The organism is Streptomyces sp. NPDC043746 (assembly GCF_056436485.1).
Map to the genome: position 1 here is coordinate 72,903 of NZ_JBWKCM010000024.1, position 23,101 is coordinate 96,003.

Sequence of the window (23,101 nt, forward strand, 5' to 3'; positions counted from 1 at the left end):
CTGCTCATATTCCACTGCCCGCCATCCGCCGCCCCCACACAGGGCCCCACCCCCCCCCCCCCCCCCCCCCCCCCCCCCCCCCCCCCCCCCCCCCCCCCCCCGCTCCCCTTACACAGTGGCTTTCTCGTCGTCCGGACTCAGCGCGTCCCGACCGCCGCCCGCACCGCCCGCCGCGCCATCGCGCAGTCGTCGTGCAGCCGACGCAGCAGCAGCCGCTGCTCCTCGCCCGAGGAGAGCAGTCCCGGCCGGTCCTGCCCCGCGCTCACCGAGGGCGCCTCGCGCATGGTGCGCTGGACGGCCGTCTCGTAATTGCGGATCTCGCGGGTCAGCACGAGCATCAGGTTCACCAGGAACGCGTCCCGCGCGGCCGGCCCCCGGGCCTGCGCCAGCTGGCTGATCTGGCGCCGCGCCGCCGGAGCGCCGCCCAGCACCGCCCACAGCGTCGCCAGGTCGTACCCCGGCAGATACCAGCCGGCGTGCTCCCAGTCGACCAGCACCGGGCCGGTCGGCGAGAGCAGGATGTTGGAGAGGAGTGCGTCGCCGTGGCAGAACTGCCCCATGGACTGACGGCCGCCCGCATGGGCCAGACCGTGCAGCAGCTTCTGCAGGTCACCCAGGTCCCGGTCGGTGAACAGGCCGAGCTCGTGGTAGCGCGCGATGCGCGAGGCGTAGTCCAGCGGCGCCTCGAACAGTCCGGGCGGCGGCCGCCAGGCGTTCACCCGGGCGATCGCCCCGAGCACGGCCCGGATGTCGGCCCGCGGCGGGGCCTCCGCCGGATGCCGGGTCAGCGCGGCCACCCGTCCGGCCATCCGCTCGATCACCAGCGTGCAGTTCTCCGGATCCGCCGCGATCAGCCGGGGCACCCGCACGGGGGGGCGGTGCCGGACGAACGCGCGGTATGCCGCTATCTCGTGCTGGAACCGCTCCGTCCACGCGGGGGAGTGGTCCAGTAAACACTTGGCCACGGCGGTGGCCCGCCCGGTGGCACCCACGATCAGCACGGAACGGCCGCTGCGCCGCAGCACCTGGACCGGGTTGAACTCGGGGCAGATGCGCTGCACGGAGGCGATGGCCATCCGCACCTGCGCGCCCTGCGGCCCGGAGAGGTCGATTCTGCCGCTGAGAGGTCCGGCACCCGGTCCCGCCGCCCGCCGGGTCCGGCCGCCCAGGCCCTGTGCCGGTGCGCCGGCGTGGGGGGCGAGATACGGCCCGCCGCCCGTCCCCATGGGGCGGAGCGGCCGGGGCGGGGCGGACACGGAGGACGATGCTGTGTACATGGGCGAGACAGATCCCTTCGTGCGCCGACAAGTTACGTACGCCAACCCGGCCGACGGCCGTTCGGCACCCTGGGGAGTACCTAGGGCTGCCGGGCGGGGTGGCGCTTTCCTACCTGACACCGGAGCGCGGGTGGCAGACCATCTGGCGGACCCTGGCGAACCCTGGCGAATAGTCACAGCGCATCTGACAGGGGGTTAGTGTCAAGTCAGCCGAGAACCTGGGGGCTTGACGTGACCGGAGAACCCAACACCCGTCTTTCCGACCTGTTCGGCCTGGCCGGCTGGTCCAAGGGCGAACTCGCGAGAATGGTGAACCGGCAGGCGGCGGCCATGGGCCACCCGCAGCTGGCCACCGACACCTCGCGGGTCAGGCGCTGGATCGACATGGGGGAGTCCCCCCGTGATCCCGTGCCCGAAGTGCTGGCAGCCCTGTTCACCGAGCGGCTCGGCCGTGTCGTGACCATCGAGGACCTCGGGTTCGGCCGACGCGGGCGTGCAGGGAAACGGCGTGACTCCGGGACGGAACGCGATCCCGATCAACTGCCGTGGGCGCCCGAGCGGACGGCAGCGGTCCTCACCGAATTCACGGGAATGGACCTCATGCTCAACCGACGCGGCTTGGTGGGTGCGGGCGCCGCGCTCGCCGCCGGCTCGACCATCGCCGGCTCCATGTACGACTGGCTGCACAGCGACCCCGCCCCCGCGGCCGACGCGCCACACGCCAACGATCCCCAGTACGCCGACCCCGCCGGTCTCGACCGGTACGAGGCCGCGCCCGTGGGCTCCGAGGAGATCGAGGCCCTGGAGTACTCGGTCGAGGTGTTCCGTGCCTGGGACGCCTCCCGGGGCGGCGGCCTCCAGCGCAAGGCCGTGGTGGGCCAGCTCAACGAGGTGGGCGGCATGCTCGCTTACCGCCACCCCGACCACCTCCAGCGCCGCCTGTGGGGCGTCGCCGCCAACCTCGCCGTACTCGCGGGCTGGATGTCCCACGACGTCGGCCTCGAACCCACCGCCCAGAAGTACTTCGTCATCGCCGCCCACGCGGCCCGCGAGGGCGGCGACCGGCCGCGCGCCGGTGAGGCCCTCTCCCGCGCCGCCCGCCAGATGGTCCACCTGGGCCGTCCCGACGACGCCCTCGACCTGATGAAGCTCGCCAAGTCCGGCTCGGGTGGCGAGACCCTGCCCCGTACGCAGGCGATGCTGCGCACCATCGAGGCATGGGCCCAGGCGGCGATGGGCAAGGGCCAGGCCATGCGGCGCACCCTCGGTGAGGCCGAGGAGCTGTTCGTCTCGGACAAGGGCGACGTGCCCCCGCCCAGCTGGATGCAGATGTTCGACGAGGCCGATCTGCACGGCATGCAGGCGCTGGCGTTCCGCACCCTGGCCGAGCACGACCCGACCGCCGCCGTCATCGCCCAGCGCCACGCCAAGCAGGCCCTGGAGCTGCGGGTGGGCGGACGTCAGCGGTCCAAGCTCTTCGACCACATCTCGCTCGCCTCGGCCTGCTTCATCGCCAACGACCCCGAACAGGGTGACCGGTATGCGAGGCTCGCCCTGATCTCGATGGGGGAGACCTCGTCGCACCGCACCTGGGACCGGCTCCGCGAGATGTACCGGCTCACCGGCCAGTTCGCCGGACACGCCAGGATTCAGGACCTCCGCGAGCAGATCGAGCTGTCGTTGCCGCAGAGTCCGATCGCCAGGAAGGCCAAGGGGGCCCAGGCGTGAACTCCGTACGGGTCCGCCGGCGGAGACCGTAGCCGCCGCGCGCACCTTCCGTCCCGACATCCAGACGATCCGACGCCCCGACGTACCCACGACCTGGCGTGCAGACGCCCCGACGGTCTCCCGTCATGGCACCCGGCGGTCTTCCCTCCTGATGCTCCGGCGCTCCTCCGTCATGGAGTCCGGCAGCCCCGAGGGCCGGCCCCGAGCCCCGTCACGCCCTGATGCGGGCGACCAGCACACACGCGTCGTCCAGGCGCTCGGCCCCGCCGAACTCCTCGACCACGCCCCGTACGCATTCCTGTGCCGTACGGGCGTGTGCGAACCGGGGGGCGAGGGCGAACAGCCGCTCCGGGCCCGCGCCCCGGTCATCGCGCCGGGTGAGGCCGTCCGTGTGGAGTACCAGCACATCGCCGGGGAGCAGCCGCACCTCGTCCTGTTCGTACGCGACCTGGGACCCGGCACCGAGGAGGGCCCCGTCCGGGGGCGGCAGCTGCCGCCCTGTCCCGTCACGGAAGAGCAGGGGCGGCGGGTGTCCCGCCTGCGCCCAGGAGAGGCCCCCGCCCACCGGGTCGTAGCGGCAGCACAGGGCGCTGCCCAGGGCGGGCCGCATCGACGATTCGAGGAGGTGGTCGAGGTGACCCATCAGGGCACCCGGCTCGATACCGGCGACAGCCATGCCACGTAGCGCGCCGATGACCACGGCCATGGCCGAGGTGGCGGGAAGCGCGTGCCCGGTCAGGTCACCGACGGTCAGCAGGGTCCGACCGTCGGGCAGCTTCATCGCGTCGTACCAGTCGCCGCCGACGAGGCCGCCGGATGCGGAAGGGAGGTGGTGGCCGGCGATGTCCAGGGTGCCGGGGCGGTCTTCCGGCGGCGGGAGGCGGAGTGAACCACGCCACGGGGGCGCCACGGTCTCCTGAGGTTCCGGGGCCGTCACCTCCTCCGTCCGCCCGGCGCGCTCCGGGTGTCCGGCGGGCTCCCCGTGCAGGGCCGCTCCGTGAGGGGTGGTGTCGTACCGGGTGGCGCCGTGGTGCTCGTCGCGCAGGGCCGCGTCCCGGCTCCGGCCGACGCTCTCCTCGCCGCGGCGCAGCTCCCCGACGTCCCGGAGCACGGCCCACATGGCGGCGGTGCAGCCCTCGGCGTCGAGGACCGGTTCGCCGGTCATACGGAGGCTGCGCACCCGGCTGTCGGGAAGCACGATGCGGAACTCCCCGTCCATCGGCCGCCCGTCGACAAGACAGCCCGTCACCATGGCGGTGAGCTTCGGCTGGTCCTCGGGCAGGAGGACGGAGGGCAGATCGTCGAGGGAGAGCGGCGGGGAACCGGGCGGTCGGCCGAAGATCTCGTACAGCTCCTCGGACCAGCTGACCTCGTCGGTGAGGAGGTTCCATTCGGCGCTGCCCACGCGCTGCGGCGGGCTATCGGCAGCTGGTGAGTCGTCCGCGGGGGTGTGGTCCTGCCATGCGCTCCGACGCTGCGCGGGGGGACCGGCCTTGAGCTGACCCAGATGCTGGTCGAGGTTGTCGAGATGCTGGACGGCCAGGTCGCACAGGGCGCGCTGCCAGCGTGCCTGGGGGTCGTCCTCATCGGTCACCGTCGCGTCACGTCCCACGGCCGCCACGTCCCCGCGCAACTGCCGCGCGCGGTGGATCAGCGCGTCGACGGCATCGTGCGCGGGGTGCTGCGGTGCGGGGCGGTCCGCGGACAGAGGGGACGGCATCTCGTACTCCGATACAGGCGCGGCGCGGCCGGGTCTCAGGGGCGGCCGCTACCGACTTTCGCACAGGCCGCGGCGGCCCGTAAGGCATTCGACAACACTCATCACGGAGTTGCTTCTGGCATATGCCATAGGCTGTACGGGGGTAGTGATACTCCGAACGAGCGTACGGATAAGGGGTGTTGGTCTGCGCCGTCACAGAGGGATCCATGCTGCTCCCCCGCGGAAGGGCCCCGGCCGGAAATCGCGTGCGGGCGGTGGGCCGGCCCGGCAGGATGCCCCGCATGCCTGAACCGCCGCGTGGCCCGCTGCCTCCGCAGTCCGTTCTCGACGCCTTCGGCCTGCGTGGCGCCCCCGAGCCGCTGGCGGGTGGCCAGGGGCGCAGTGTGCGGGTCGGCGGGGCCGTCCTGAAGCCCGCTGAGGGGGTGGGAGGGGAGTCTGCGTGGGCCGCGTCCGTGCTGGAGCGGCTGCCTCGGGGTGCAGGGTTCCGGGTGCCCCGGCCGCTGCGGTCGGCCGACGGGGACGGTGTGGTCGACGGCTGGACCGCCGCCGAGTTCCTGGACGGCCGCCCCGGCCCCCAGGGGCAGTGGTCCGGGGTCATCGCTGCGGGCCGCGCCCTCCATGCCGCCCTCCGGGAGGAGCCCCGCCCCGCGTTCCTGGACCGCCGGACGCACCCCTGGGCGGTGGCCGACCGGGTTGCCTGGGGTGAGCGGGAGGTCGATGTGGTCGCGGAGCTGGCCGAGCCGTTCGCGTTGCTGCGCTCCCGGTGGCGGCCCGTGGAGGCGGCTGCGCAGCTCGTCCACGGCGACCTGGCCGGAAACGTGCTCTTCGCACCCGCCCGGGACCCCGCCGTCATCGACTTCACCCCCTACTGGCGCCCGCCCCTCTACGCCGAGGCCGTGGTGATCGTGGACGGCCTGCTCTGGTACGACCTGCCACCGGGCCTCCTGGCCGTCGGGGCGGACGATCCCCGCTGGCGCCAGATGCTGATCCGGGCGCTGATCTTCCGCCTCGTCGCTCTCAGCGGGCTCACCGGGCCGTCCCGGCGTGCCGGGGAGAAGGAGGCGGCCCGCTTCCTGGCGGTGGCTGACATCGTCGTGCGGGGCTGATCCGGCCCGGGAATGCCGACGGGGTGAGGTGCGTTGTCCCAGTAGAACGAAAACGAATCCCATATCCGTTACGGTGGCGCCGGGCTCCCTCCGGGTCTCGGCCGCCCGCCTCGCGGCGAGGAAGGAACGCATCGATGAAGCCCCGTATCCACCCCGTCTCCCGCCCCGTGGTCTTCCGTGACCGCGCCGCGGACGCAGCCTTCCTGACCCGCTCGACCGCCGACTCCGGCGAGCGCGTGACCTGGAAGGACGGCAACACCTACCCCGTCATCGACGTGGACACCTCGTCGGCGAGCCACCCGTTCTTCACGGGGAGCCGTCAGGTGCTCGACACGGCCGGCCGTGTGGAGCGGTTCCGCCGCCGTTACGGCACCGACGGGGCGCCGCGCGGCTGACCCCGCCGGGCCCCGCGCCATCGGCAGTACCGGGGACCCCGTGCCATGAGTCACATTCGAGGGGCCCGGTTCCCGGGGGCAGCACAATATGGTTTATCGTTCATCTATACGTGGGAGTGAGCGGGACCGTGTCCCCGGGCCTCATCGGCAGCCCTAGGGGGAGAGCCGTAAGGCCGACACCCATCGGAGCCCTCCGCCGAGAGGCGACCGCCCGTCGCACCCACCCTCAAGCCGCCCCGGCTGGATTCCCCCGATCCGGCCGGGGCTTCCCCGCGAGAGGGGGAGGCGTGCGCGCGCACATGCTCGGCACGTACGGGCCCGGGGCCGCACTCCACGACCCAAGCGCCGCGTCGCGACCCCGTGGCGACGGCCGAGGCCGCCACCCGGCCCGGAGGGGCCCGGGCGGCCCGATCGGACGGCAGCCCCCGGGCCCTTGCCCGGAACGCGCCGGTCACACCGTCTCGTTGAGGTCCTTCGCGTAGTGCTCGATCGCCGGACGGTACTGCTGGACATACGGGTCGTCGCTGGTGGACGCCACCAGCCGCAGCAGCAACCGCATCGCCTCGTGGTGCTCGTCCGTGTTGAACAGCGCCATCGCCAGGAACGTCTTGAGCGCGCCGTCGTCCGGGAACTCCTCGACGCCCCCGCGCAACGTCTCCACGGCCTGCCCGTACCGCCCGAGCACCCGGTAGGTGCTGCCGAGACCCAGCAGCGCCCCCCGCCGCTCCTGCGCGCCCAGCCCCGTCCCCGCCAGGCTGCGTTCGTAGTACGCCACTGCCTCGGACTCCAGGCCCAGGACGTCGTGGACCCACGCGGTGCGGTAGGCCACCTCCGCGTCGTCGGGGAACCGGGCCGTCAGGGCCAGCAGCCTCTCGCGCGCCTCCTCGGCCCGGCCCTCCTCGCGCAGCCGGTCGGTCTCGGCCAGCAGGTCCTTCTTCTCACGTGCGCTCATACGCCCATCGTCGCAGGCGCTGCCGGGCTGCCGGGCCATTTGCCGGGACCGGCCGCCCGGCCGGGTGTCCTCAGCCCCGGTGGGGGAACCAGTCCGCCATGACTGCGGAGACGAACACCCCCGCGAGGCAGGGGACATGGGCACGCGTACTGCTGAGAATGACCGTCCTGACGGTGGTGCTGCTGGGGCTGGTGGCGTTCTCCGTCCTGCTGGCCAAGGTGACGCTCACGCCGTCACCGGCCTCCGAGGACATCGTCACCTCGAACCTGCGGCCGGGGCAGTCCCTGCGCCAGTACGCCGAGGACTACACCTTCCTCGCCGCCTGCAAGCAGGCAGGCGGAAATGTGCTGCTGGGCGTGCCCTTCGGGCTGCTGCTGCCGTTCCTCGTGCCGCGCCGCCTGCGCATGATCAGCATGACGCTGCTGACCGCTGCCCTGATGGTCCTCGTGGAGCTGGTCCAGGGCGCCCTGGTCACCGGACGCGCCTTCGACATCGACGACGTCATCCTCAACACGGCGGGTGCCCTGCTCGGCTACTTCCTGCTGGGCCGTCGGCTCAGCCACCGCTACCACGTGCACGCGCACCCGCCGAGGACCGCGGCGGCGAAGCCCGTACCGCAGCCGAGGACAGCGGAGCCGAAGGCGGTCACCCGCACCGGGACGAAAGCGCCGGCGAAGTCCGCAACCGGTGCCAGGGGCGCGAGCGGGCGCCCGGAGGGGGACGCCGTGCTGCCAGGCTCCGGCCGCGCCCTGCTGAACCGGATCCGCAGGCGCTGACCGCGTCGGGATCCGCGCCACCCGTTCGGGCCGCGGCCGTTTGCGGGTCGGCCCGCCCGGACGCAGCGTGGGGGCATGTCCTGCGTGCGGACGCCGTGGGGACCCACTGCCGAGGAGGAGCGACATGGCTGATGGCCGGTGGAGCCCGGGCCGCGAGGAGGCCGACGCCGACGAGTTCAGGCCCGTCCTCGACATCGTCGAGCCCGGCCGCCAGCGGCGGCTGACGGTCCTCCTGCGTCTGCTGCTGCTGATCCCTCATTTCGTCGTGCTGTTCTTCCTGCACATCGCGGCCTTCTTCACCGTGATCGTGGGCTGGTTCGCCGCCTTGGTGCTGGGGCGGCTGCCCGACCCCGTCTTCCGGTTCCTGGCCGGGTTCCTCGGCTACGACATGCGTGTGTCGGCGAGCCAGATGCTGCTGATCGACCGCTATCCGCCCTTCGCCCTGACCCCACCGCCGGACTACCCCGTCCGGATCGACGTACGGCCCACGGCGCTCAACCGCCTGGCCGTGCTGTTCCGCATCCTCCTGATGATCCCGGCGGCGGTCGTGCAGAGCCTCGCGGTCTACGGGTGGTGGGCCCTGGCCTTCGTCTGGTGGGTGATCACGCTGGCCCTGGGCCGGATGCCGCGCCCCCTGTTCGAGGCGACGGCGGCCACCCTGCGCTACCGGATGCGGTTCTCCGCGTACACCATGATGCTCACCCCGGCCTACCCCAAGGGGCTCTTCGGGGACGACGGCATCGCCGTACCCCAGGGGCACCCCCGTTCCGCCACGCGGCCGCTCGTCATGAGCAGCGCCGGGAAGTGGCTCGTGGTGCTCTTCCTGGTGCTCGGCCTCCTGGGCAACATCACCACGTCGGTGACCACGACCACCACCTCCGGCCCCGACGACACCACGCGGCTGTCCTCCACCCCCTGAGCCCGCGCCTTCTCGGCCCACCCTCGCGTCTGCGTCCGTCTACCCGAACTGGCCGATATGGAGCGGCAGACGGGTTGAAACAGCGGGTGCGGGTCACATGCAGTCCATGACGTCCAGCGACGCACCCACGGATACCGCCACGCAGAGCGGGAAGAAGTCCACACGCCCTCCCCGGCGGGGCCCGCTGAAAGCCGTCGGCATCGGCGCGGCCGTTCTGGCCCTGCTGTTCGCCGGCGGCCGGCTCAGCCTGCTGCCCGGCCTGGACGGCCTCTTCGGGGAGCGGACCCACGACCGGTCCGGCCCCGCGGTCCTGAAGTCGATCCAGGACATGAGCGCGTACGAGGCGGCCTCGGGCACCTTCCAGGTCGTCGTCGACCTGGAGAAGGACGCCAGGTTCCTGCCCGACGCGGTACGCGGCACCCGCACCCTCTTCGTCGGCGCGGGCACGGTCGGCGCCTTCGTCGACCTGGGCGAGGTGACCGAGGACGGCGTGGTCGTCGACGAGGACCGGACGACCGCCGAGATCCGCCTGCCACGCGCGGTGCTGGGCAAGCCCGCCCTGGACCCGGACCGCTCCTACGCCGTGTCCAAGCAGCGCGGCCTCCTCGACCGGCTCGGTGACTTCTTCTCCGGCAACCCGGGCAGCGAGCAGGCGGTCAACCAACTCGCCGCCCGGCACATCGGCGAGGCGGCGAAGGAGAGCGGACTGACCGCCCGCGCCGAGAAGAACACCGCGGAGATGCTGAAGGGGCTGCTCGGCTCCCTCGGCTTCGAGCGCGTCACCGTCCGCTACGGCGACGACCGGGGCTGACGCCCCTGTGACGCCGAGCTCGACGACGGCGGCGCACAGCCCGGCGCGACCGTCACCCGTCAGCTCGACTTCGGCAGCAGGACCGGTCAGCGCAAGCCAGCGGCGGTCCGGAACATCGCCGACACCCCGAAGGCCTACGCCTGCATCGACGTCGACGTCAGCCAGCCGCAGGCGCCGTCGTCCCCGTCGCACCCCGACCAGGCCCCGGCCGGGGTGCGACCGCGCCGTGGAGTGCGCGGACCGCTGCGGCGCGGACCGCGCGCTGGCCGAGAAGCGGCATGGCGTGGAAGCTGCCGGTAGCGGAGCGGTTACCCTTCGTCAGTTGTCTGATTGGTCATCAGTGCTTCGAGGGGATTCCCGAATGAACCGTATCCGTACCGTACTTGCCGCGCTCGGCATCACCGCCGGACTGATCACCGCCCCCGCCGCGAACGCCGCCCCGCAGCCCGGCGCCGCGGTGGCCGCCGCCGAGCGGCACGCCCCCTGCACCGGCGAGTACCGGGGCGACGCGCGGCTCGGCCCGAAGTGGCTGCCGAACAACCGGTTGGCCCCGGTCGGCCCCCTCCTCAAGGGCTACCAGCGCACCGGCGACCTCTCCCCGCAGGCCTTCCTCAAGAAGTACTGGGAGGGACCCGCGGACACCGGAAGCTGGAAGTACCCGCCCAACGACGGCTTCGCCGAGGTCAACGGCGAGATCGACAAGGAGCCCGCCAAGCTCCGCACCGGCCAGCGCCTGGACCGCTTCGGCTCCGAGTACGGCGGCTACCTGGCCCCCGCGGGCGACGCCTACGCCGAGCGTGCCCTGCCCCCGCAGAACCTCAACACCCGGGAAGCGGCCACCCCCTGCGACTACCGCGTCTACAAGGTGGCCAAGCCCTTCTGGGTCTGGCAGGGCAGCATCGCCCCGTGGTTCGAGCAGCCCGGCGGCGGCCGGCAGATCAAGCTCGACCCCGTCTTCCTGAACCCGGGCGAGGGCGAGCGGCTGAACGTGAAGTGGCTGCTGGACAACGGCTACCTCACCCCGGCCGCGTAACCTCCCGTGGACCGTCAGGCGCTGCACGCCGCACTCGTGGAGGCCCGGATCCCCGGTGGCTACTACCGGATCGAAGGCGTCCACGAGCCCGTCCCCACCCCGCCCGACTTCCTCTTCCTGCGCCGGGCGACCGGGGGCGGATGGGAGACGGGCGCGTACGAACGCGGCCGGGACGAGATCCTGGCCCGCCACCCGGACGAGCCCACGGCCTGCGCCCACCTGCTGCGGCTGCTCGTCTGACCGCCCGGGGCGGGCGGCCCGGCCAACCCGGGCTGCCCGCCCTCCGGCAACGGCTCCTCGGTGAGCGGCCCCTCAGCAGGAGGGGCCGCGGGTGGCCGCGACGGCCCGGAGAAGATCCCGCACGAGAGTGAAGTCGACCCTCTCCGGAGTGCGGAAGCGCAGACACCCCTTGCCCATGTCCTGGTCGGCCGGCCGGCCGGTCCGCGAACGCGTCCCGCGCATCGGCGCGCAGCAGATAGGGCGAGATGTGCTGCTTCTGCGAGGCGAAGGCGATCTCCCCGATGCCGTCCCGCTCGTAGGCGGGCATGCCGTACGCCATCACCTCCCGGAACCCCGTCAGCTCCGCGAGGCAGAGCGCGCGCAGCTCGGTGAGCGCGCCCCGGCGGGCTTCCGGCAGCTCGGAGAGGTACTGATCGACGTCCGGCGCACTGCTCTGGACCATGGCTCGATCGTAAGCGGACCGCCGCGTGCGCGCCGGCGCGCGTGTACCGCTGTGTGTCGGAGCGCGGTTCGCGCCGGACAGGGGGTGAAGGTGAGGAGATGAACAGTGCGAACATGCTGGCCGAGGCGTTCGGGCGGGTCAGGGAAGCGGTCCACGGGGCGGCCGGAGGGCTCGCCGCCGATGATCTCAACGCCCGTCCCGGCGAGGACGCGAACTCGATCTCCTGGCTGATCTGGCACCTCACCCGGGTCCAGGACGACCACATCGCCGACGCCGCCGGCACCGGCCAGATCTGGCTCACCAAGGGCTGGGCCGACCGCTTCGGCCTCCCGTTCGACGGGACGGCCACCGGCTACGGGCACAGCAGCGAGGAGGTGGCCGCCGTCCAGGTGGACTCCGCCGACCTGCTCCTCGGCTACTACGACGCCGTCCACGACCAGACCCTCGGCTTCGTCCGCGGACTGGACGGCCGCGCCCTGGACCGGATCGTCGACGAGGCCTGGTCACCCCCGGTGACCCTGGGCGTCCGGCTGATCAGCGTCATCGCCGAGGGCCTCCAGCACGCGGGCCAGGCCGCATACGTCCGGGGCCTGCGCGAACGTCCGTAGGGCAGGGCGGCGGACGAACCGCTTCCGCACCCCGTGCACCCGCCGGACGGCGGTGCCATACTCGAAAGCAGTCCGCCACAGAGGCTTGTCATCGTCCGAAAGGCGACACGTCATGAGCTGGGCATCGTGGACGACCAGCGGTGTCTTCGCGGGAACAGGCGGAGTCCGCACCGAAGAAGCAGGCATCCTGAGCGGCGACCTCACCGTGCACACGACCTGGTCCGAGGGCCAGGCGTCGGTCGCCGTGCAGTACAGCGGGTCCTCGGACTGGTTCACCCTGGCGGGCAGCCCCGTGCCGTGCGCCTCCGAGGAGGAGAGCCGGGCGTTCCACCAGAGCGTGGTCGAGGCCGTGCGCGCCGGCGCCGGAGCCACGGTCCCGCCCGAGGGCACCGCCCCCGCCGCACCCCCCGCCCCCGCCTCCTAGCGCCGGTCGTCGAACCGCTGTCGCCCCCGCGGGCCCCCGCGCACAGAGCCGGGACGCACCGCCTCCGCCGCGCCCCATAGAGTGGCCCGACAAGATCCGTTCCCCACCGGGGCGGGTGCGTGGGACACGGGGCGAGGAGCGGTGTGATGGTGCGTGCGGGCGGACGGCGGGCGGGGACGCGGAAACACCGGCCGTTCTGGGTGGAGCTTCCGCTCCTCGTCGGGATCGCCCTGATCCTGGCCCTGCTCATCAAGACCTTCCTGCTCCAGGCCTTCTCCATCCCGTCGGACTCCATGCAGAACACCCTGCAGAAGGGCGACCGGGTCCTCGTCGACAAGCTGACCCCGTGGTTCGGCTCCGAACCGGAACGGGGCGAGGTGATTGTCTTCCACGACCCGGACGGCTGGCTCGATGACGTGGCCGTCGACCCGCCCAACGCCCTGCAGGAGGCGCTCAGCTTCGTCGGCCTGATGCCGTCGGCCGAGGAGAAGGACCTCATCAAGCGGGTGATCGGCGTCGGCGGCGACACCGTGGAGTGCGCGGGCGACGGGCCGGTGAAGGTGAACGGCAAGGCCCTGGACGAGCCCTACGTGTTCCCCGGCGACACCCCGTGCAGCAACGACCCCAAGGGCACCTTCAAGGTCACCGTGCCGCCCGGCAAGCTCTGGGTGATGGGAGACCACCGGCAGGCGTCGTCGGACTCGCGCTACAACACCGACGACCGCAACAGCGGCATGGTCCCGGTCGACGAGGTCGTCGGCCGCGCCGTTGTCATCGCCTGGCCGGTCGGCCGCTGGTCCACCCTTCCCGTCCCCGACACCTTCAAGGCGGTCCCCGCCGCCCTCAAGGCGAACTGACGGTGGCGGGCGCCCGCCGCCACACCTCCTCCAGCACCTCCCTGGCCTGGACCGGGTCGGCCGGAAGCCGGAAGCCGGAACGGGGCACATGGCCGGCGACCGTGTGCCCCGCTCCGCCGTCCAGGGGAGAGCGTCCGACGCGGGTCAGGCGGTGGCGCCCACCCTCGCCTCGGGAGCCGTCGCCGCCGCCTCCCCGACCGGGACCGCCGTCGTGCGGCGGGCGCCCTTGAGGAGGACGACCAGCGCGGTCGCGACCAGGGTGCCCGCTGCGATCGCCAGCAGGTACAGGAACGGTTCACCGATCAGCGGCACCACGAAGATCCCACCGTGCGGAGCGCGCAGCGTGCACCCGAAGGCCATCGAGAGCGCACCGGTGACCGCGCCGCCCGCCATCACCGACGGGATCACCCGCAGAGGGTCGGCGGCGGCGAACGGAATCGCGCCCTCCGTGATGAACGAGGCGCCCAGTACCCAGGCCGCCCGCCCGTTCTCCCGCTCGGTCTTCGTGAACAGCTTCTTCCGTACGGTGGTGGCGAGGGCCAGCGCCAGCGGCGGGACCATCCCGGCCGCCATGACCGCCGCCATCACCTTGAGACTGCCGTCGGTCGGATCGGCCAGACCGCCGACCGCGAACGCGTACGCCACCTTGTTCAGCGGGCCGCCCATGTCGAAGCACATCATCAGCCCGAGGACGACTCCCAGGATCACCGCGTTGGAGCCCGACAGACCGTTCAGCCAGTCCGTGAGGGCGCCCTGCAGAGCGGCGATCGGCTTGCCGACGACGATGAACATCAGGAACCCGACCACCGCCGAGGCGGTCAGCGGGATCACCAGCACCGGCATGATCCCGCGCAGCGTGGGATGGACGGGGACCCGCTGGATGGCCATCACCACCGCACCGGCCAGCAGGCCGGCGACCAGACCGCCGAGGAACCCCGCCTCCACGGTGAGCGCGATCGCCCCGCCGACGAAACCGGGCACCAGCGCCGGCCGATCCGCCATTCCGTACGCGATGTACCCGGCCAGCACCGGCACCAGGAAGCCGAAGGCGGCGGAGCCGATCTGGTTGAGCAGCGCGGCCCAGCTGTCCGCCTGGCCCCACACGAAGTGGTCGGCCACCGACTTGGCGTCCGCGATCTCGTAGCCCCCGATGGCGAACGACAGGGCGATCAGCAGCCCGCCCGCCGCGACGAACGGCACCATGTAACTCACGCCGGACATCAGATACGTGCGCAGCCGGACCCCGAAGTGCGCACGGTCCGCACCCGAACCTGCCTCTGTACCCGCCTCCGGTCCGTCCACGCCCTCCGCCACGGCGGCACTCTCTCCGCGCTCCGCCTTGCGCCGGGCCTCGGCGATCAGCTCGGCGGGGCGGTTGATGCCCGCCTTCACCCCGACGTCCACCAGCGGCTTGCCCCGGAACCGGGCCTTCTCCCGCACCTCGACGTCGTGCGCCCAGATGACCGCGTCGGCGGCGGCGATGACGGCGGGGTCCAGCTTGCTGAAGCCTGCCGAGCCCTGGGTCTCCACCGCCATCTCCACCCCGTCGGCGCGCCCCGCCGCCGTGAGGGACTCGGCGGCCATGTAGGTGTGCGCGATGCCGGTGGGGCAGGAGGTGACGGCGACGATACGGAAGGGGGCGCCGTCGTCGGCGGGGGAGGAAGCCCGCTCCGGCGCATCGGCCACCAACGGCCTACCGGCCTCGGACGCCTCGGCCCCCGGCACCTCGGCCTTCCGCGCGTCCGTCCGTGCCGCGGCCTCGGTCTCCGGTGCCGGCCCCTCGCCCCGGATCAGCGCGGCTATCGTGCCCGGGTCGTCCCCCGCACGCAGGGCGGCGGTGAACTCCGGGTCCATCAGCCTGCGGGCCAGCCCCGACAGGATCGTCAGATGGTCGTCGTCCGCCCCGGCGGGCGCGGCGATGAGGAAGATCAGGTCCGCCGGGCCGTCGGCCGCGCCGAAGTCGATGCCCCGGGCGCTGCGCCCGAAGGCCAGGGTCGGGGCGCTCACATGCTCGCTCCGGCAGTGCGGGATGCCGATCCCGCCGTCGAGGCCCGTCGGCATCTGCGCCTCGCGGGCCGCGACATCGGCCAGAAAGCCGTCGAGATCGGTGACGCGGCCGACGGCTGCCATCCGCTCGGCGAGCGACCTCGCGGCGGCGTCCTTCGTCGTTGCGGACAGATCGAGGTCGACCAGTTCCGCGGTGATCAGCTCACTCATCGCGGTGCTCCTTGCTCGGGGACCGCCCTGCGGCGGCTCGGGGGACGTGGGGCGGTGGGCCCGTCGGGGCGGACCCCGGGGGAGGGGTGGGGGTGGCGGTCATAGTGGTGCGGGGCGGTCATGCGGTGGGTCGTGGGGTGCCCAGGGGGCGGAGGTCACGGGGCGGGCTCTGTCAGCGGGCGGTCCAGGGGGACACCGGCGCTCGACGTGACCGCCGACAGGTCGAGATCGGCCGGGGTGGGCATCAGGCTCCCCGCCAGCTGCACCGCCGCCGCCCCGTGGGCGACGGCCGAGACGAGTGCGCGCGGCCCCTGACCGCCCGCCGTCAGGAAGCCGGCGAGGGAGGCGTCCCCGGCGCCGACATTGCTGCGCACGGTGGCCACGCGGGCGGTCGCGAAGTACGAGCCCGACGCCTCCACCAGCAGCTGGCCGTCGGCGCCCAGACTGGCCAGCACCGCCCCGGCACCGCGCTCGCGCAGCTCCTCGGCGGCCTTCAGCGCGTCGCCCACCGTGGTCAGCGGACGGCCGACGGCCTCGGCCAGCTCCTGGGCGTTGGGCTTGATCACATCGGGCCCCTCCCGCAGCGCCGCGGTCAGCGCCGCACCGGAGGTGTCCAGCGCGATTCGCGCCCCGGCCCGATGGCTCCGCGCGACCAGCTCCGCGTACCACCGCGGCGGCAGTCCGCGCGGCAGGCTTCCGCAGCAGGCGATCCAGTCGGCGGCGGCGGAGCGGGACCGCACGGCCTCCAGGACGTCCTCGGCCTCGGCGGCGCTCAGCTCCGGTCCGGCCGCGTTGATCTTGGTGAGGGTGGAGTCGGGCTCGACGAGCGTGACGTTGATCCGGGTGCTGCCGGTGACCGGCACCCCGGCGGCCTCGATGCCGTGCTCCCCGAGCAGCCGGGCCAGCAGCGCGCCCTCCGGGCCGCCCATGGGGGCGACGGCGACCGTGCGGTGGCCGGCCGCCGCGACCGCGCGGGAGACGTTGATGCCCTTGCCGCCCGGGTCGACCCGGTCCGCCGTGGCCCGCAGGACGGTGCCGCGGACCAGGCCCGGCAGCTCGTAGGTGCGGTCCAGGCTGGGGTTGGGGGTGACGGTGAGGATCATGCGCGTACCACTTCCGTGCCCCCGCTCTCGATGGAACGGGCGTCGTCGGGGCCGAGGCCCGTGTCGGTGATGAGGAGGTCCACATCGGCGAGGTCACCGAAGCGGGCGAAGTGCCGCTGCCCGAACTTGCCGGAGTCGGCGAGCAGGACGACCCGGCGGGCGGCCTTGACCACCGCGCGCTTCACAGCGGCCTCGGCCAGGTCGGGCGTGGTCAGGCCGCTGTCGGGCCCGAAGCCGTTGGTGGCGAGGAAGACGACGTCGGCGCTGATCTCGGCGTACGAGCTCAGCGCCCAGGCGTCCACCGCCGCCCGCGTCCGGTGCCGGACCCGCCCGCCGACCAGGTGGAGGGCGATGCCCGGGTGGTCGGCCAGGCGGGCGGCCACCGGCAGCGCGTGCGTCACCACGGTGAGCGAGGCGTCGAGGGGGAGGGTCGCGGCGAGCCGGGCCGTCGTGGTCCCCGCGTCGATGATCACGTTGCCGTCCGCGGGCAGCTCCGCGAGCGCCGCCTGCGCGATCCTGTCCTTCTCGTCGGCGGCCACGGCGTCCCGCTCGGCGAGGTCGGGCTCGAAGTCGAGCCGCCCCACCGGGATGGCACCGCCGTGCACCCGGCGCAGCAGCCCCGCCCGGTCCAGCGTCTTCAGATCGCGCCGGACGGTCTCGGCGGTCACCTGGAACTCCTCGGCCAGGGAGAGCACATCGACCCGGCCGCTCTCCTGGGCGAGGCGGAGGATCTCCTGCTGACGCTCCGGTGCGTACATGTGGTTTTGCTTCCGTTCCATGTCCGGGTCTGTTGTTTCGCGGTCAGGTTACGTCCGAGGTTCGGGAAAGTAAACACATGCGGGCGATGCTCGGGCGTGGACAGGTGGAAAGGGAAGCGCGGGCCGCACGTCGGTGCACACGACGGCGGGCGCACCGGCCTGTCGGTGCGCCCCGCGGGTCCTTCCGCCGTGTCCGCCGGCTCAGCGCCTGCCGGGAACGCCTTCGCTCAGCGGCCGGGCGAGCAGCGGGGTGCCAGGGACCTGGTGGCCGCCGCTGGCGAGCATCCTCACCTCGCCCCGGTCGCTGATCTCGGCGCGGACGATCCCGCTCTCGTCCTCGTACACCGGGGATCCGCCCGCCCCGGTCCGGTCGGTCAGCCGGACGGTGACCACGTCGTCCTCGGCGCCGGACATCTGGAAGATGAGTTCGTAGCGCTCCGTGTGCTGCATGACGGCCTCCCGGCGGGGCAATGACGACAACACTCGGCCCCGTCCCCATTGTTTCCCACCCGGGCGCGCGCCGCCCGGGCAGAGGTGAGGGCCCAGCGGCCCGCCAACGGGCGGAGGCGCGGCCGGTCGATCGGGTGACTCCACCCGGTAGGACAACATGACCGACAGGGGTGAGGGCTAGGCATCGGTGCATGAGACTTGATCCCCGACGAGAGAATCGTCTTTCCCCACGCTCCCGCACCCCCAGAGTGACCGGCGCCGCCGCCTGCGTGGCGGCCGCCGCTCTGCTGCTGACGGCCTGTGGTCAGAGCTCGGACGGTGCGGCGTCCACGGCCACCGAAGCGGCCAGGGTCCTCCCGCAGAAGACGACGGCGTCCCCGTCGCCCACCGCGGACCTCACGGAGGCACAGCAGGAGCGCAAGAGGGTCCTGGACGCCACCGAGGTCACCTTCGTCGACGCCGCGACGACCGCGGTCGGTGAAGTGGCCGGCGGCAAGCTCGTCGACCTGGACCTCGAAGGCGTCGACGACGACGACCGGGACGAGAGCCCCAGCCCGACCGGGACCGGCAGCCCCACCGGCAGTCCGACTCCCACGGGCGCGGCGAGCCCGACCGGCAGCCCGACCGCGACCGGTTCACCGACCGCGAGCCCGGGGGCCGAGGGCCCCGTCTGGGTCGCGGAGGTGGCCGAGAAGGACGGCACGGTCCACACCGTGCGGATCAACGCGGTCGACGGCAAGGTGATCGAGGCCCGCCTCGACGAGGACCAGGACGACCAGGACAAGCAGCAGACGGCGCAGCGGCTCTCCCAGGTCACACAGCCGCCCGAGCAGGCCGCCAAGGTCGCCACGGAGAAGAAGAAGGGGACCGTCACCTCCGTCCGCCTGGACGACAACGACGGAAACGGGGTGATCTGGTCGGTCGACGTGGTCGGCTCCGACTGGACGAGGACCACGTTCGACGTGGACGCCAAGGACGACACCATCGTCCGCGAGGAGACCGACAACGACTGACAGTCCCCGGACGGGTCGCCGACACGTGCAAGAGGGGTATGCCGGAGACCCGGTGTACCCCTTCTCCTGTACTCCGTGCGGCTTCCACCACTCCAGCAGCCGCCAGGGGACGTCCTCTACGGCCGAGGCAGCCGGTACCCCTGGGGGCGGGGTCGCGCGCAGCCCGAACGGCGGCCTTGGGGCCTGCCCCGAAGCGGACCATCCGGCCGATTACCACCCCCCGCGCCCTGCCCGTCCCCCAGGGACCGGCTCAGGAGGGGAGCTGCTGCTCCAGGGCGTGGGCCAGGCCGCGCTCGGCGCCGTCGGCCGAGGCGCGGCGGTAGGCCCGTTCGTACGCCGTGTTCCCGGCAGCCTGGCGGGCCCGCAGCTCCCACTGCTCCCGGATCGCCCCCAGCTCGGGGGTGCCGCGGTGGGGGTGGCCGACGATCCGCCAGTACGTGTGTCCCGTGCCGGAGGTGCGGGCCGCCGCGACCCCGTCCCCCTGGGCGGCGATGGCACCGGCCAGCAGATCGAGGCCGAGGGCGATGCCCAGGCTGTCGTGGAGCCGGTGCTTGCTCGCCAGCATCGCCCGGGCGCGGCTCTCGGCCTGGCGGGGGCGGCCCTGGAGCAGGTGGATGAGGGCGAGTTGGTGATCGGCGTAGGCCCGTGCCCAGTGCTCTCCGAAGCGCAGGCTCAGCCGCTGGAGCCGGGTTGCCTCCTCGTACGCCTCGTCCAGCCGGCCGAGCGCGGAGAGGGCGAAGAGGCGTATCACCCGGCAGCGCATCTGGGAGGGGGCGTCGGCCGGATCCCCGGGGTGGCGGCGCAGGGCGTGGTCGCTGACCAGGTGCGCGGTCTGCGGCCGGCCCATCATCAGATAGGTGAAGCTCATGGAGTGGGCCGCCGAGAGGGCCCCCTCCGCGTCCCCGCCGAGCCGGGCCGCCTCCTCGCACTCCTTGCCGACCCGGCGGGCCGCCTCGTGGTCCCCCTGGAGGGTCAGCGTGATGCCGAGGGCCCAGAGCGCGCGGGTGCGGTGCGGACCGGCCGAGAGGGGAAGGGCGAGCACCCGCTCCAGATAGGTCCGGGCCTGGTGCAGATGGCCGCAGCAGCTCCAGAACAGACCGGCGCACCCGGCCATCTCCATCGCCCGCTCCGGGTCCTCGGCCAGCAGGTGCTCCAGGGCCGCGCAGAGATCCGCGTGGGCGGCGGCGACCCTGCCGTACCACTCCACCTGCCGGGGACCCAGCCAGCCCGCGTGCGCCCGCACGGCCGTCTGCGCGAAGTGCCGGGCGTGCCGGTCCGTGAAGAGCGTGTCCTCCGCCAGCTCGGCCAGCCACATCGCCCCGTACTCGCGCAGCGTGTCGAGCATCCGGTAGCCGTCGCCGGTCCGCCGGAGCACGGACTGCTGGGCGAGGCTCTCCAGCGCGGGGGCGATCACCTCGGCATCGAGGGGGCCGCCCGCGCAGACCGCCTCGGCGTCGGCCGTCATGATGACGCCCCGGAAGACAGAGAGCCGCGCCCACAGCAGCCGCTCCAGCGGAGTGCACAGCTCGTGGCTCCAGCCGATCGTGGTGCGCAGGGCACGATGGCGGCGCGGCCAGAGGGTGTCGTCGCTCAGCGCGTCCAGCCGGGAGGCCAGCCGTCCGGTGATCTCCTGGGCGCTGCTCTCGCGGAGCTGGGCGCAGGCCAGTTCGACGGCGAGGGGTATCCCTTCGAGCCGGCGGCAGATCTCGGCCACGGCGGCCGCGTCGCCGGGGGAGTCGAGCGCCGACCCCGGGACGACGGCGGCGGCCCGGTCGAGGAAGAGCCGGACGGCCTCGTCGCCCTCCTCGCCCGCGGAGAGCGGATGCACCTCCACGGCGTGCTCGCCCTCCGCTCCGAGGGGCCGGCGGCTGGTGGCCAGGACGGTCAGCCCCGGTGCGGCGGCGAGGAGTTCGGTGACGAGCTGCCGGCAGGAGTCGACGACCCGCTCGCAGCAGTCGAGGACGAGGAGCAGTCGCCGGTCGGAGAGCCATTCACAGAGCGCGGCGACCGGGCGGCGGGCGCTGTGGTCCAGCAGCCCCACACCGTCGCAGACCGTCGTGGTGAGCAACTGGTCGTCGTCCAGATGGGAGAGATCGGCCCACCACACGCCGTCCGTGTACCTGTGCCGCGCCCGCCCGGCGGTCTGGAGGGCGAGGCGGCTCTTGCCGACCCCGCCGCTCCCGCTGAGGGTGACCAGCCGGTGATCCTGAAGTGCCCGGTCGATGCTGTCCAGTTCGCGGTCGCGACCGACGAAGCTGGTCGTCACGACAGGGAGGTTGCCCATCACGCAGGCCATCCTGCCTCGCCCGGTCCCGCGGCCTCCGTCCATAGCGAAAAACAGTCAGAAACGGCTGACAATGGCCGCTGTCCGGTCGGAAGTTGACACACTCGGAAGGGGGGATCCGCGCGGGCGGAAGGGGGGATCCGCGCGGGCGCCGGTGGGCTCCCGCCGACGACTCCAGGAGGCCCGGGGGCGCTGTCAGACCCCTGCGTTACATTGCCGTCATGACGAACTTCGTACTTGTGGCAGGCGCCTGGCTCGGCTCATGGGCGTGGAGCGACGTGCTCCCCGACCTCCGCGCGGCCGGGCACGGGGTCCACCCGCTGACCCTGTCGGGCCTCGCCGACCGGCAGGGCGTGAAGGCCGGTCAGCAGACCCATGTCGACGACATCGCAGACCACGTCGAGCGCCTCGATCTGCGGGACGTCGTGCTGGTCGGACACAGCTACTCGGGCATTCCGGTCGGGCAGGCGGCGGGACGGATCGGCGACCGGCTCGCCCGCGTGGTCTTCGTCGACGCGAGCGTTCCCGCCGACGGCGGGTCGTTCGTGTCGAGCTGGCCGGACGGCCGGGCGCAGGTCGAGGCGGCGATCGCGGCGAACGGCGGCTTCTGGCCCCCGCTGTCGGCGGCGGACTGCGCCGGCCAGGGGCTCACGGACGAGGAGACCGCCCGGCTGGTGGCAGGGGCGAGCCCGCACCCGGGCGCCACCCTGACCGAGCCGGCCGTCCTGCCGGTCCCGATGGCCGAGCTTCCGACGACGTACGTGAAATGCCTGCTCGACGGGGACGAGCCGAGCCGTGAGGTGGCCGAGCTGCTCAAGGGCGAGCGATGGGAGCTGGTCACGATGGAGACGGGCCACTGGCCGATGCTCTCCCGGCCTCGGGAGCTGGCCCGCGTCCTTCTGGACGCCGCGGGAGAGGGGCGATGACGATGGGGGCGGTGCCCGACGCCCCGACGCCCGGACACCGCCCCCGGGCCGAGCCATGGCAGCCCGGCCCCGAGCCCGCGGCTGCCCGCGCCGAGCCGGGGATGGAGCACCCGGAGATCACGTACATCGGATGTGCCCGGTGCGGCACCCAGATCGCGGGGCTCGACGGCCGCTACGCCTGCTCGGGCTGCGGCTGGGTGAACGAGTGGACCGAGGGCCACCGCCCCTTGCCCGCGGCGGGACGGAGACGCCCGTAGGGCCGGGGCAAGCCCCGGCCCCCTTCCGCAGCACCCCGCAAGCCCACAGAGCCGCAGCACGCCCCGTAGCGCCTCAGCACCGCCGGCACCGGACCGCCCACCCCGGCCCGCAGTCCGAGGCACGCGCGCCGGACGCAGAAGGAGGGAACGCACCACTGTGTCCGCACCCCACGAGCCCCGCGCCCCCGGTGACGTCCGCCACGCACCCGCCTTGGCCGCCGCTCTGCTCGCCCGGGCGCACCCCTCGGTCACCGAGGAGGTTCCGCACACCCATGACCCTCCCCGCGACTGCGTGAGCGCCTTCGAGGACCGACTCGACGCGCGTGGCATCGACGAGCCGGTGGACGGCCTCGCCCGGATCGCTCTCATCGGCGCGCCCGCCGCCCACGGGCTGCTGGCCGAGTCAGACCGGAAGGAGGATGCCCACGAGATCCGGGCCCCGTGGCAGGGGCTGGGATCGCGGCCCTCCATGGACCCGTGGCCGCTCTTCGAGGAGCAGGAGCCGGCCCTGCCGACGCACGCCTTCCCGCACGCCTGGGGCCGCCGCTACCGGGAGGTCGGCGCGGCGCCGGCCGTGCTCGCCACCGAGTCCGACCGCTACCCGGTGGTGGGGCTGCGGGCGGCCCGCACCGAGGAGCTGACCGCACCGGCCGCCCCCGTCGGATTCCCCGTACAGCACCTCGGTACGGACCACGGCGGAGGCTGAGAGGGACACCGCCGGCCACCGCCGGGACACGGCCCGGTGGCCGTTCCGGCAGGTCCGGGGCCGTCTCGGCCACCGGACCGGGAATCGCGGGGTCCGCCG

General features: G+C 73.2%; 23 protein-coding genes and 2 pseudogenes. 16 read left to right on the forward strand and 9 right to left on the reverse strand.

Going from position 1 to position 23,101, the window contains the following annotated elements:
• Positions 1-137: 137 nt before the first annotated feature.
• Positions 138-1,277: an aminoglycoside phosphotransferase family protein gene (locus AC0682_RS23775; protein ID WP_478534999.1), complete on the reverse strand. Its 1,140-nt coding sequence runs from the start codon at positions 1,275-1,277 to the stop codon at positions 138-140.
• A 231-nt stretch (positions 1,278-1,508) separates the two neighbouring features.
• Between AC0682_RS23775 and AC0682_RS23780 the strand changes: the two genes are divergently transcribed.
• Positions 1,509-3,005, forward strand: a complete 1,497-nt coding sequence (locus tag AC0682_RS23780) for a DNA-binding protein NsdB (protein ID WP_478535000.1) — start codon at positions 1,509-1,511, stop codon at positions 3,003-3,005.
• A 211-nt stretch (positions 3,006-3,216) separates the two neighbouring features.
• Here the strand turns inward: AC0682_RS23780 and AC0682_RS23785 are convergent, their stop codons facing one another.
• A complete protein-coding gene (locus AC0682_RS23785) occupies positions 3,217-4,725 on the reverse strand; it encodes a PP2C family protein-serine/threonine phosphatase (RefSeq protein ID WP_478535001.1) in 1,509 nt (502 codons plus the stop codon).
• Positions 4,726-5,006: 281 nt separating this feature from the next.
• Between AC0682_RS23785 and AC0682_RS23790 the strand changes: the two genes are divergently transcribed.
• Both AC0682_RS23790 and AC0682_RS23795 read left to right on the forward strand, forming a co-directional pair.
• Complete coding sequence (locus AC0682_RS23790) at positions 5,007-5,831, forward strand: aminoglycoside phosphotransferase (RefSeq protein WP_478535002.1); 825 nt, start codon at positions 5,007-5,009, stop codon at positions 5,829-5,831.
• Between the two features lie 134 nt (positions 5,832-5,965).
• On the forward strand, positions 5,966-6,226 hold the full coding sequence (locus AC0682_RS23795; RefSeq protein WP_478535003.1) for a type B 50S ribosomal protein L31: 261 nt from the start codon (positions 5,966-5,968) through the stop codon (positions 6,224-6,226).
• A 451-nt stretch (positions 6,227-6,677) separates the two neighbouring features.
• Here the strand turns inward: AC0682_RS23795 and AC0682_RS23800 are convergent, their stop codons facing one another.
• Positions 6,678-7,178 carry a tetratricopeptide repeat protein gene (locus AC0682_RS23800; RefSeq protein ID WP_478535004.1) on the reverse strand — a complete coding sequence of 167 codons (501 nt, stop codon included), beginning with the start codon at positions 7,176-7,178 and terminating at the stop codon, positions 6,678-6,680.
• Positions 7,179-7,336: 158 nt separating this feature from the next.
• On the opposite strand from AC0682_RS23800, the gene AC0682_RS23805 reads away from it, so the two are divergent.
• The 6 genes and pseudogenes from AC0682_RS23805 (at position 7,337) to AC0682_RS23830 (ending at position 10,957) form a co-directional block, all read left to right on the forward strand.
• Positions 7,337-7,954 (forward strand): VanZ family protein, encoded by a 618-nt coding sequence (locus AC0682_RS23805; RefSeq protein WP_478535005.1) that lies wholly within the window; start codon positions 7,337-7,339, stop codon positions 7,952-7,954.
• Positions 7,955-8,078: 124 nt separating this feature from the next.
• A complete protein-coding gene (locus AC0682_RS23810) occupies positions 8,079-8,873 on the forward strand; it encodes a DUF4389 domain-containing protein (protein ID WP_478535006.1) in 795 nt (264 codons plus the stop codon).
• Between the two features lie 106 nt (positions 8,874-8,979).
• Positions 8,980-9,684 carry a DUF4230 domain-containing protein gene (locus tag AC0682_RS23815; RefSeq protein ID WP_478535007.1) on the forward strand — a complete coding sequence of 235 codons (705 nt, stop codon included), beginning with the start codon at positions 8,980-8,982 and terminating at the stop codon, positions 9,682-9,684.
• Between the two features lie 12 nt (positions 9,685-9,696).
• Positions 9,697-9,846, forward strand: a pseudogene (locus AC0682_RS23820) (chitin-binding protein); the annotation flags it as partial.
• A gap of 199 nt (positions 9,847-10,045) precedes the next feature.
• Positions 10,046-10,717, forward strand: a complete 672-nt coding sequence (locus tag AC0682_RS23825; RefSeq protein WP_478535008.1) for a TNT domain-containing protein — start codon at positions 10,046-10,048, stop codon at positions 10,715-10,717.
• A gap of 6 nt (positions 10,718-10,723) precedes the next feature.
• The gene (locus AC0682_RS23830; protein WP_070202947.1) at positions 10,724-10,957 is read left to right on the forward strand and encodes a hypothetical protein; all 234 of its coding nucleotides are present in this window, start codon (positions 10,724-10,726) and stop codon (positions 10,955-10,957) included.
• A gap of 72 nt (positions 10,958-11,029) precedes the next feature.
• On the opposite strand, the pseudogene AC0682_RS23835 reads toward AC0682_RS23830, so the two are convergent.
• Positions 11,030-11,399, reverse strand: a pseudogene (locus AC0682_RS23835) (iron chaperone).
• A gap of 98 nt (positions 11,400-11,497) precedes the next feature.
• Between AC0682_RS23835 and AC0682_RS23840 the strand changes: the two are divergent.
• The 3 genes from AC0682_RS23840 to lepB all read left to right on the forward strand — a co-directional run bounded on the left by AC0682_RS23840 (position 11,498) and on the right by lepB (position 13,288).
• Positions 11,498-12,007, forward strand: coding sequence for a mycothiol transferase (locus tag AC0682_RS23840; RefSeq protein WP_478535009.1), 510 nt, complete (start codon positions 11,498-11,500; stop codon positions 12,005-12,007).
• 112 nt (positions 12,008-12,119) lie between these two features.
• Positions 12,120-12,431 (forward strand): hypothetical protein, encoded by a 312-nt coding sequence (locus AC0682_RS23845; protein ID WP_254813146.1) that lies wholly within the window; start codon positions 12,120-12,122, stop codon positions 12,429-12,431.
• A gap of 146 nt (positions 12,432-12,577) precedes the next feature.
• Entirely contained in the window at positions 12,578-13,288 is a 711-nt protein-coding gene (lepB, locus tag AC0682_RS23850; protein WP_478535010.1) for a signal peptidase I, read from the forward strand.
• Between the two features lie 144 nt (positions 13,289-13,432).
• On the opposite strand, the gene AC0682_RS23855 is transcribed toward lepB, so the two are convergent.
• The 4 genes from AC0682_RS23855 to AC0682_RS23870 form a co-directional block, all read right to left on the reverse strand.
• A complete protein-coding gene (locus AC0682_RS23855; protein ID WP_478535011.1) occupies positions 13,433-15,505 on the reverse strand; it encodes a PTS fructose transporter subunit IIABC in 2,073 nt (690 codons plus the stop codon).
• Between the two features lie 155 nt (positions 15,506-15,660).
• Complete coding sequence (gene pfkB / locus AC0682_RS23860) at positions 15,661-16,608, reverse strand: 1-phosphofructokinase (protein ID WP_478535012.1); 948 nt, start codon at positions 16,606-16,608, stop codon at positions 15,661-15,663.
• Positions 16,605-17,366: a DeoR/GlpR family DNA-binding transcription regulator gene (locus AC0682_RS23865; RefSeq protein WP_478535047.1), complete on the reverse strand. Its 762-nt coding sequence runs from the start codon at positions 17,364-17,366 to the stop codon at positions 16,605-16,607. The genes pfkB and AC0682_RS23865 overlap by 4 nt, the downstream gene beginning before the upstream one ends.
• 201 nt (positions 17,367-17,567) lie before the next feature.
• On the reverse strand, positions 17,568-17,816 hold the full coding sequence (locus AC0682_RS23870; RefSeq protein ID WP_478535013.1) for a DUF6296 family protein: 249 nt from the start codon (positions 17,814-17,816) through the stop codon (positions 17,568-17,570).
• A 191-nt stretch (positions 17,817-18,007) separates the two neighbouring features.
• Between AC0682_RS23870 and AC0682_RS23875 the strand changes: the two genes are divergently transcribed.
• Entirely contained in the window at positions 18,008-18,829 is an 822-nt protein-coding gene (locus tag AC0682_RS23875; RefSeq protein WP_478535014.1) for a PepSY domain-containing protein, read from the forward strand.
• Positions 18,830-19,079: 250 nt separating this feature from the next.
• Here AC0682_RS23875 and AC0682_RS23880 read toward each other — a convergent pair whose 3' ends face one another.
• Positions 19,080-21,113 carry an ATP-binding protein gene (locus AC0682_RS23880; RefSeq protein WP_478535015.1) on the reverse strand — a complete coding sequence of 678 codons (2,034 nt, stop codon included), beginning with the start codon at positions 21,111-21,113 and terminating at the stop codon, positions 19,080-19,082.
• A gap of 221 nt (positions 21,114-21,334) precedes the next feature.
• Here AC0682_RS23880 and AC0682_RS23885 point away from each other — a divergent pair, with 221 nt between their 5' ends.
• From AC0682_RS23885 to AC0682_RS23895, 3 genes are all read left to right on the forward strand, one after another.
• Positions 21,335-22,039, forward strand: a complete 705-nt coding sequence (locus AC0682_RS23885) for an alpha/beta fold hydrolase (protein ID WP_478535016.1) — start codon at positions 21,335-21,337, stop codon at positions 22,037-22,039.
• On the forward strand, positions 22,036-22,296 hold the full coding sequence (locus AC0682_RS23890; protein WP_478535017.1) for a hypothetical protein: 261 nt from the start codon (positions 22,036-22,038) through the stop codon (positions 22,294-22,296). The genes AC0682_RS23885 and AC0682_RS23890 overlap by 4 nt, the downstream gene beginning before the upstream one ends.
• A gap of 157 nt (positions 22,297-22,453) precedes the next feature.
• Positions 22,454-23,002, forward strand: a complete 549-nt coding sequence (locus tag AC0682_RS23895) for a DUF6630 family protein (RefSeq protein WP_478535018.1) — start codon at positions 22,454-22,456, stop codon at positions 23,000-23,002.
• Positions 23,003-23,101: the final 99 nt, after the last annotated feature.

Excerpts from the sequence above, each read along its gene's own strand:
- AC0682_RS23775 (WP_478534999.1), bottom strand. The coding sequence starts at position 1,277 with ATGTACACAGCATCGTCCTCCGTGTCCGCCCCGCCCCGGCCGCTCCGC.
- AC0682_RS23785 (WP_478535001.1), bottom strand. The coding sequence starts at position 4,725 with ATGCCGTCCCCTCTGTCCGCGGACCGCCCCGCACCGCAGCACCCCGCG.
- AC0682_RS23790 (WP_478535002.1), top strand. The coding sequence starts at position 5,007 with ATGCCTGAACCGCCGCGTGGCCCGCTGCCTCCGCAGTCCGTTCTCGAC.
- AC0682_RS23795 (WP_478535003.1), top strand. The coding sequence starts at position 5,966 with ATGAAGCCCCGTATCCACCCCGTCTCCCGCCCCGTGGTCTTCCGTGAC.
- AC0682_RS23800 (WP_478535004.1), bottom strand. The coding sequence starts at position 7,178 with ATGAGCGCACGTGAGAAGAAGGACCTGCTGGCCGAGACCGACCGGCTG.
- AC0682_RS23805 (WP_478535005.1), top strand. The coding sequence starts at position 7,337 with ATGACCGTCCTGACGGTGGTGCTGCTGGGGCTGGTGGCGTTCTCCGTC.
- AC0682_RS23810 (WP_478535006.1), top strand. The coding sequence starts at position 8,079 with ATGGCTGATGGCCGGTGGAGCCCGGGCCGCGAGGAGGCCGACGCCGAC.
- AC0682_RS23815 (WP_478535007.1), top strand. The coding sequence starts at position 8,980 with ATGACGTCCAGCGACGCACCCACGGATACCGCCACGCAGAGCGGGAAG.
- AC0682_RS23825 (WP_478535008.1), top strand. The coding sequence starts at position 10,046 with ATGAACCGTATCCGTACCGTACTTGCCGCGCTCGGCATCACCGCCGGA.
- AC0682_RS23840 (WP_478535009.1), top strand. The coding sequence starts at position 11,498 with ATGAACAGTGCGAACATGCTGGCCGAGGCGTTCGGGCGGGTCAGGGAA.
- AC0682_RS23845 (WP_254813146.1), top strand. The coding sequence starts at position 12,120 with ATGAGCTGGGCATCGTGGACGACCAGCGGTGTCTTCGCGGGAACAGGC.
- lepB (WP_478535010.1), top strand. The coding sequence starts at position 12,578 with ATGGTGCGTGCGGGCGGACGGCGGGCGGGGACGCGGAAACACCGGCCG.
- AC0682_RS23855 (WP_478535011.1), bottom strand. The coding sequence starts at position 15,505 with ATGAGTGAGCTGATCACCGCGGAACTGGTCGACCTCGATCTGTCCGCA.
- pfkB (WP_478535012.1), bottom strand. The coding sequence starts at position 16,608 with ATGATCCTCACCGTCACCCCCAACCCCAGCCTGGACCGCACCTACGAG.
- AC0682_RS23865 (WP_478535047.1), bottom strand. The coding sequence starts at position 17,366 with ATGTACGCACCGGAGCGTCAGCAGGAGATCCTCCGCCTCGCCCAGGAG.
- AC0682_RS23870 (WP_478535013.1), bottom strand. The coding sequence starts at position 17,816 with ATGCAGCACACGGAGCGCTACGAACTCATCTTCCAGATGTCCGGCGCC.
- AC0682_RS23875 (WP_478535014.1), top strand. The coding sequence starts at position 18,008 with ATGAGACTTGATCCCCGACGAGAGAATCGTCTTTCCCCACGCTCCCGC.
- AC0682_RS23880 (WP_478535015.1), bottom strand. The coding sequence starts at position 21,113 with ATGGGCAACCTCCCTGTCGTGACGACCAGCTTCGTCGGTCGCGACCGC.
- AC0682_RS23885 (WP_478535016.1), top strand. The coding sequence starts at position 21,335 with ATGACGAACTTCGTACTTGTGGCAGGCGCCTGGCTCGGCTCATGGGCG.
- AC0682_RS23890 (WP_478535017.1), top strand. The coding sequence starts at position 22,036 with ATGACGATGGGGGCGGTGCCCGACGCCCCGACGCCCGGACACCGCCCC.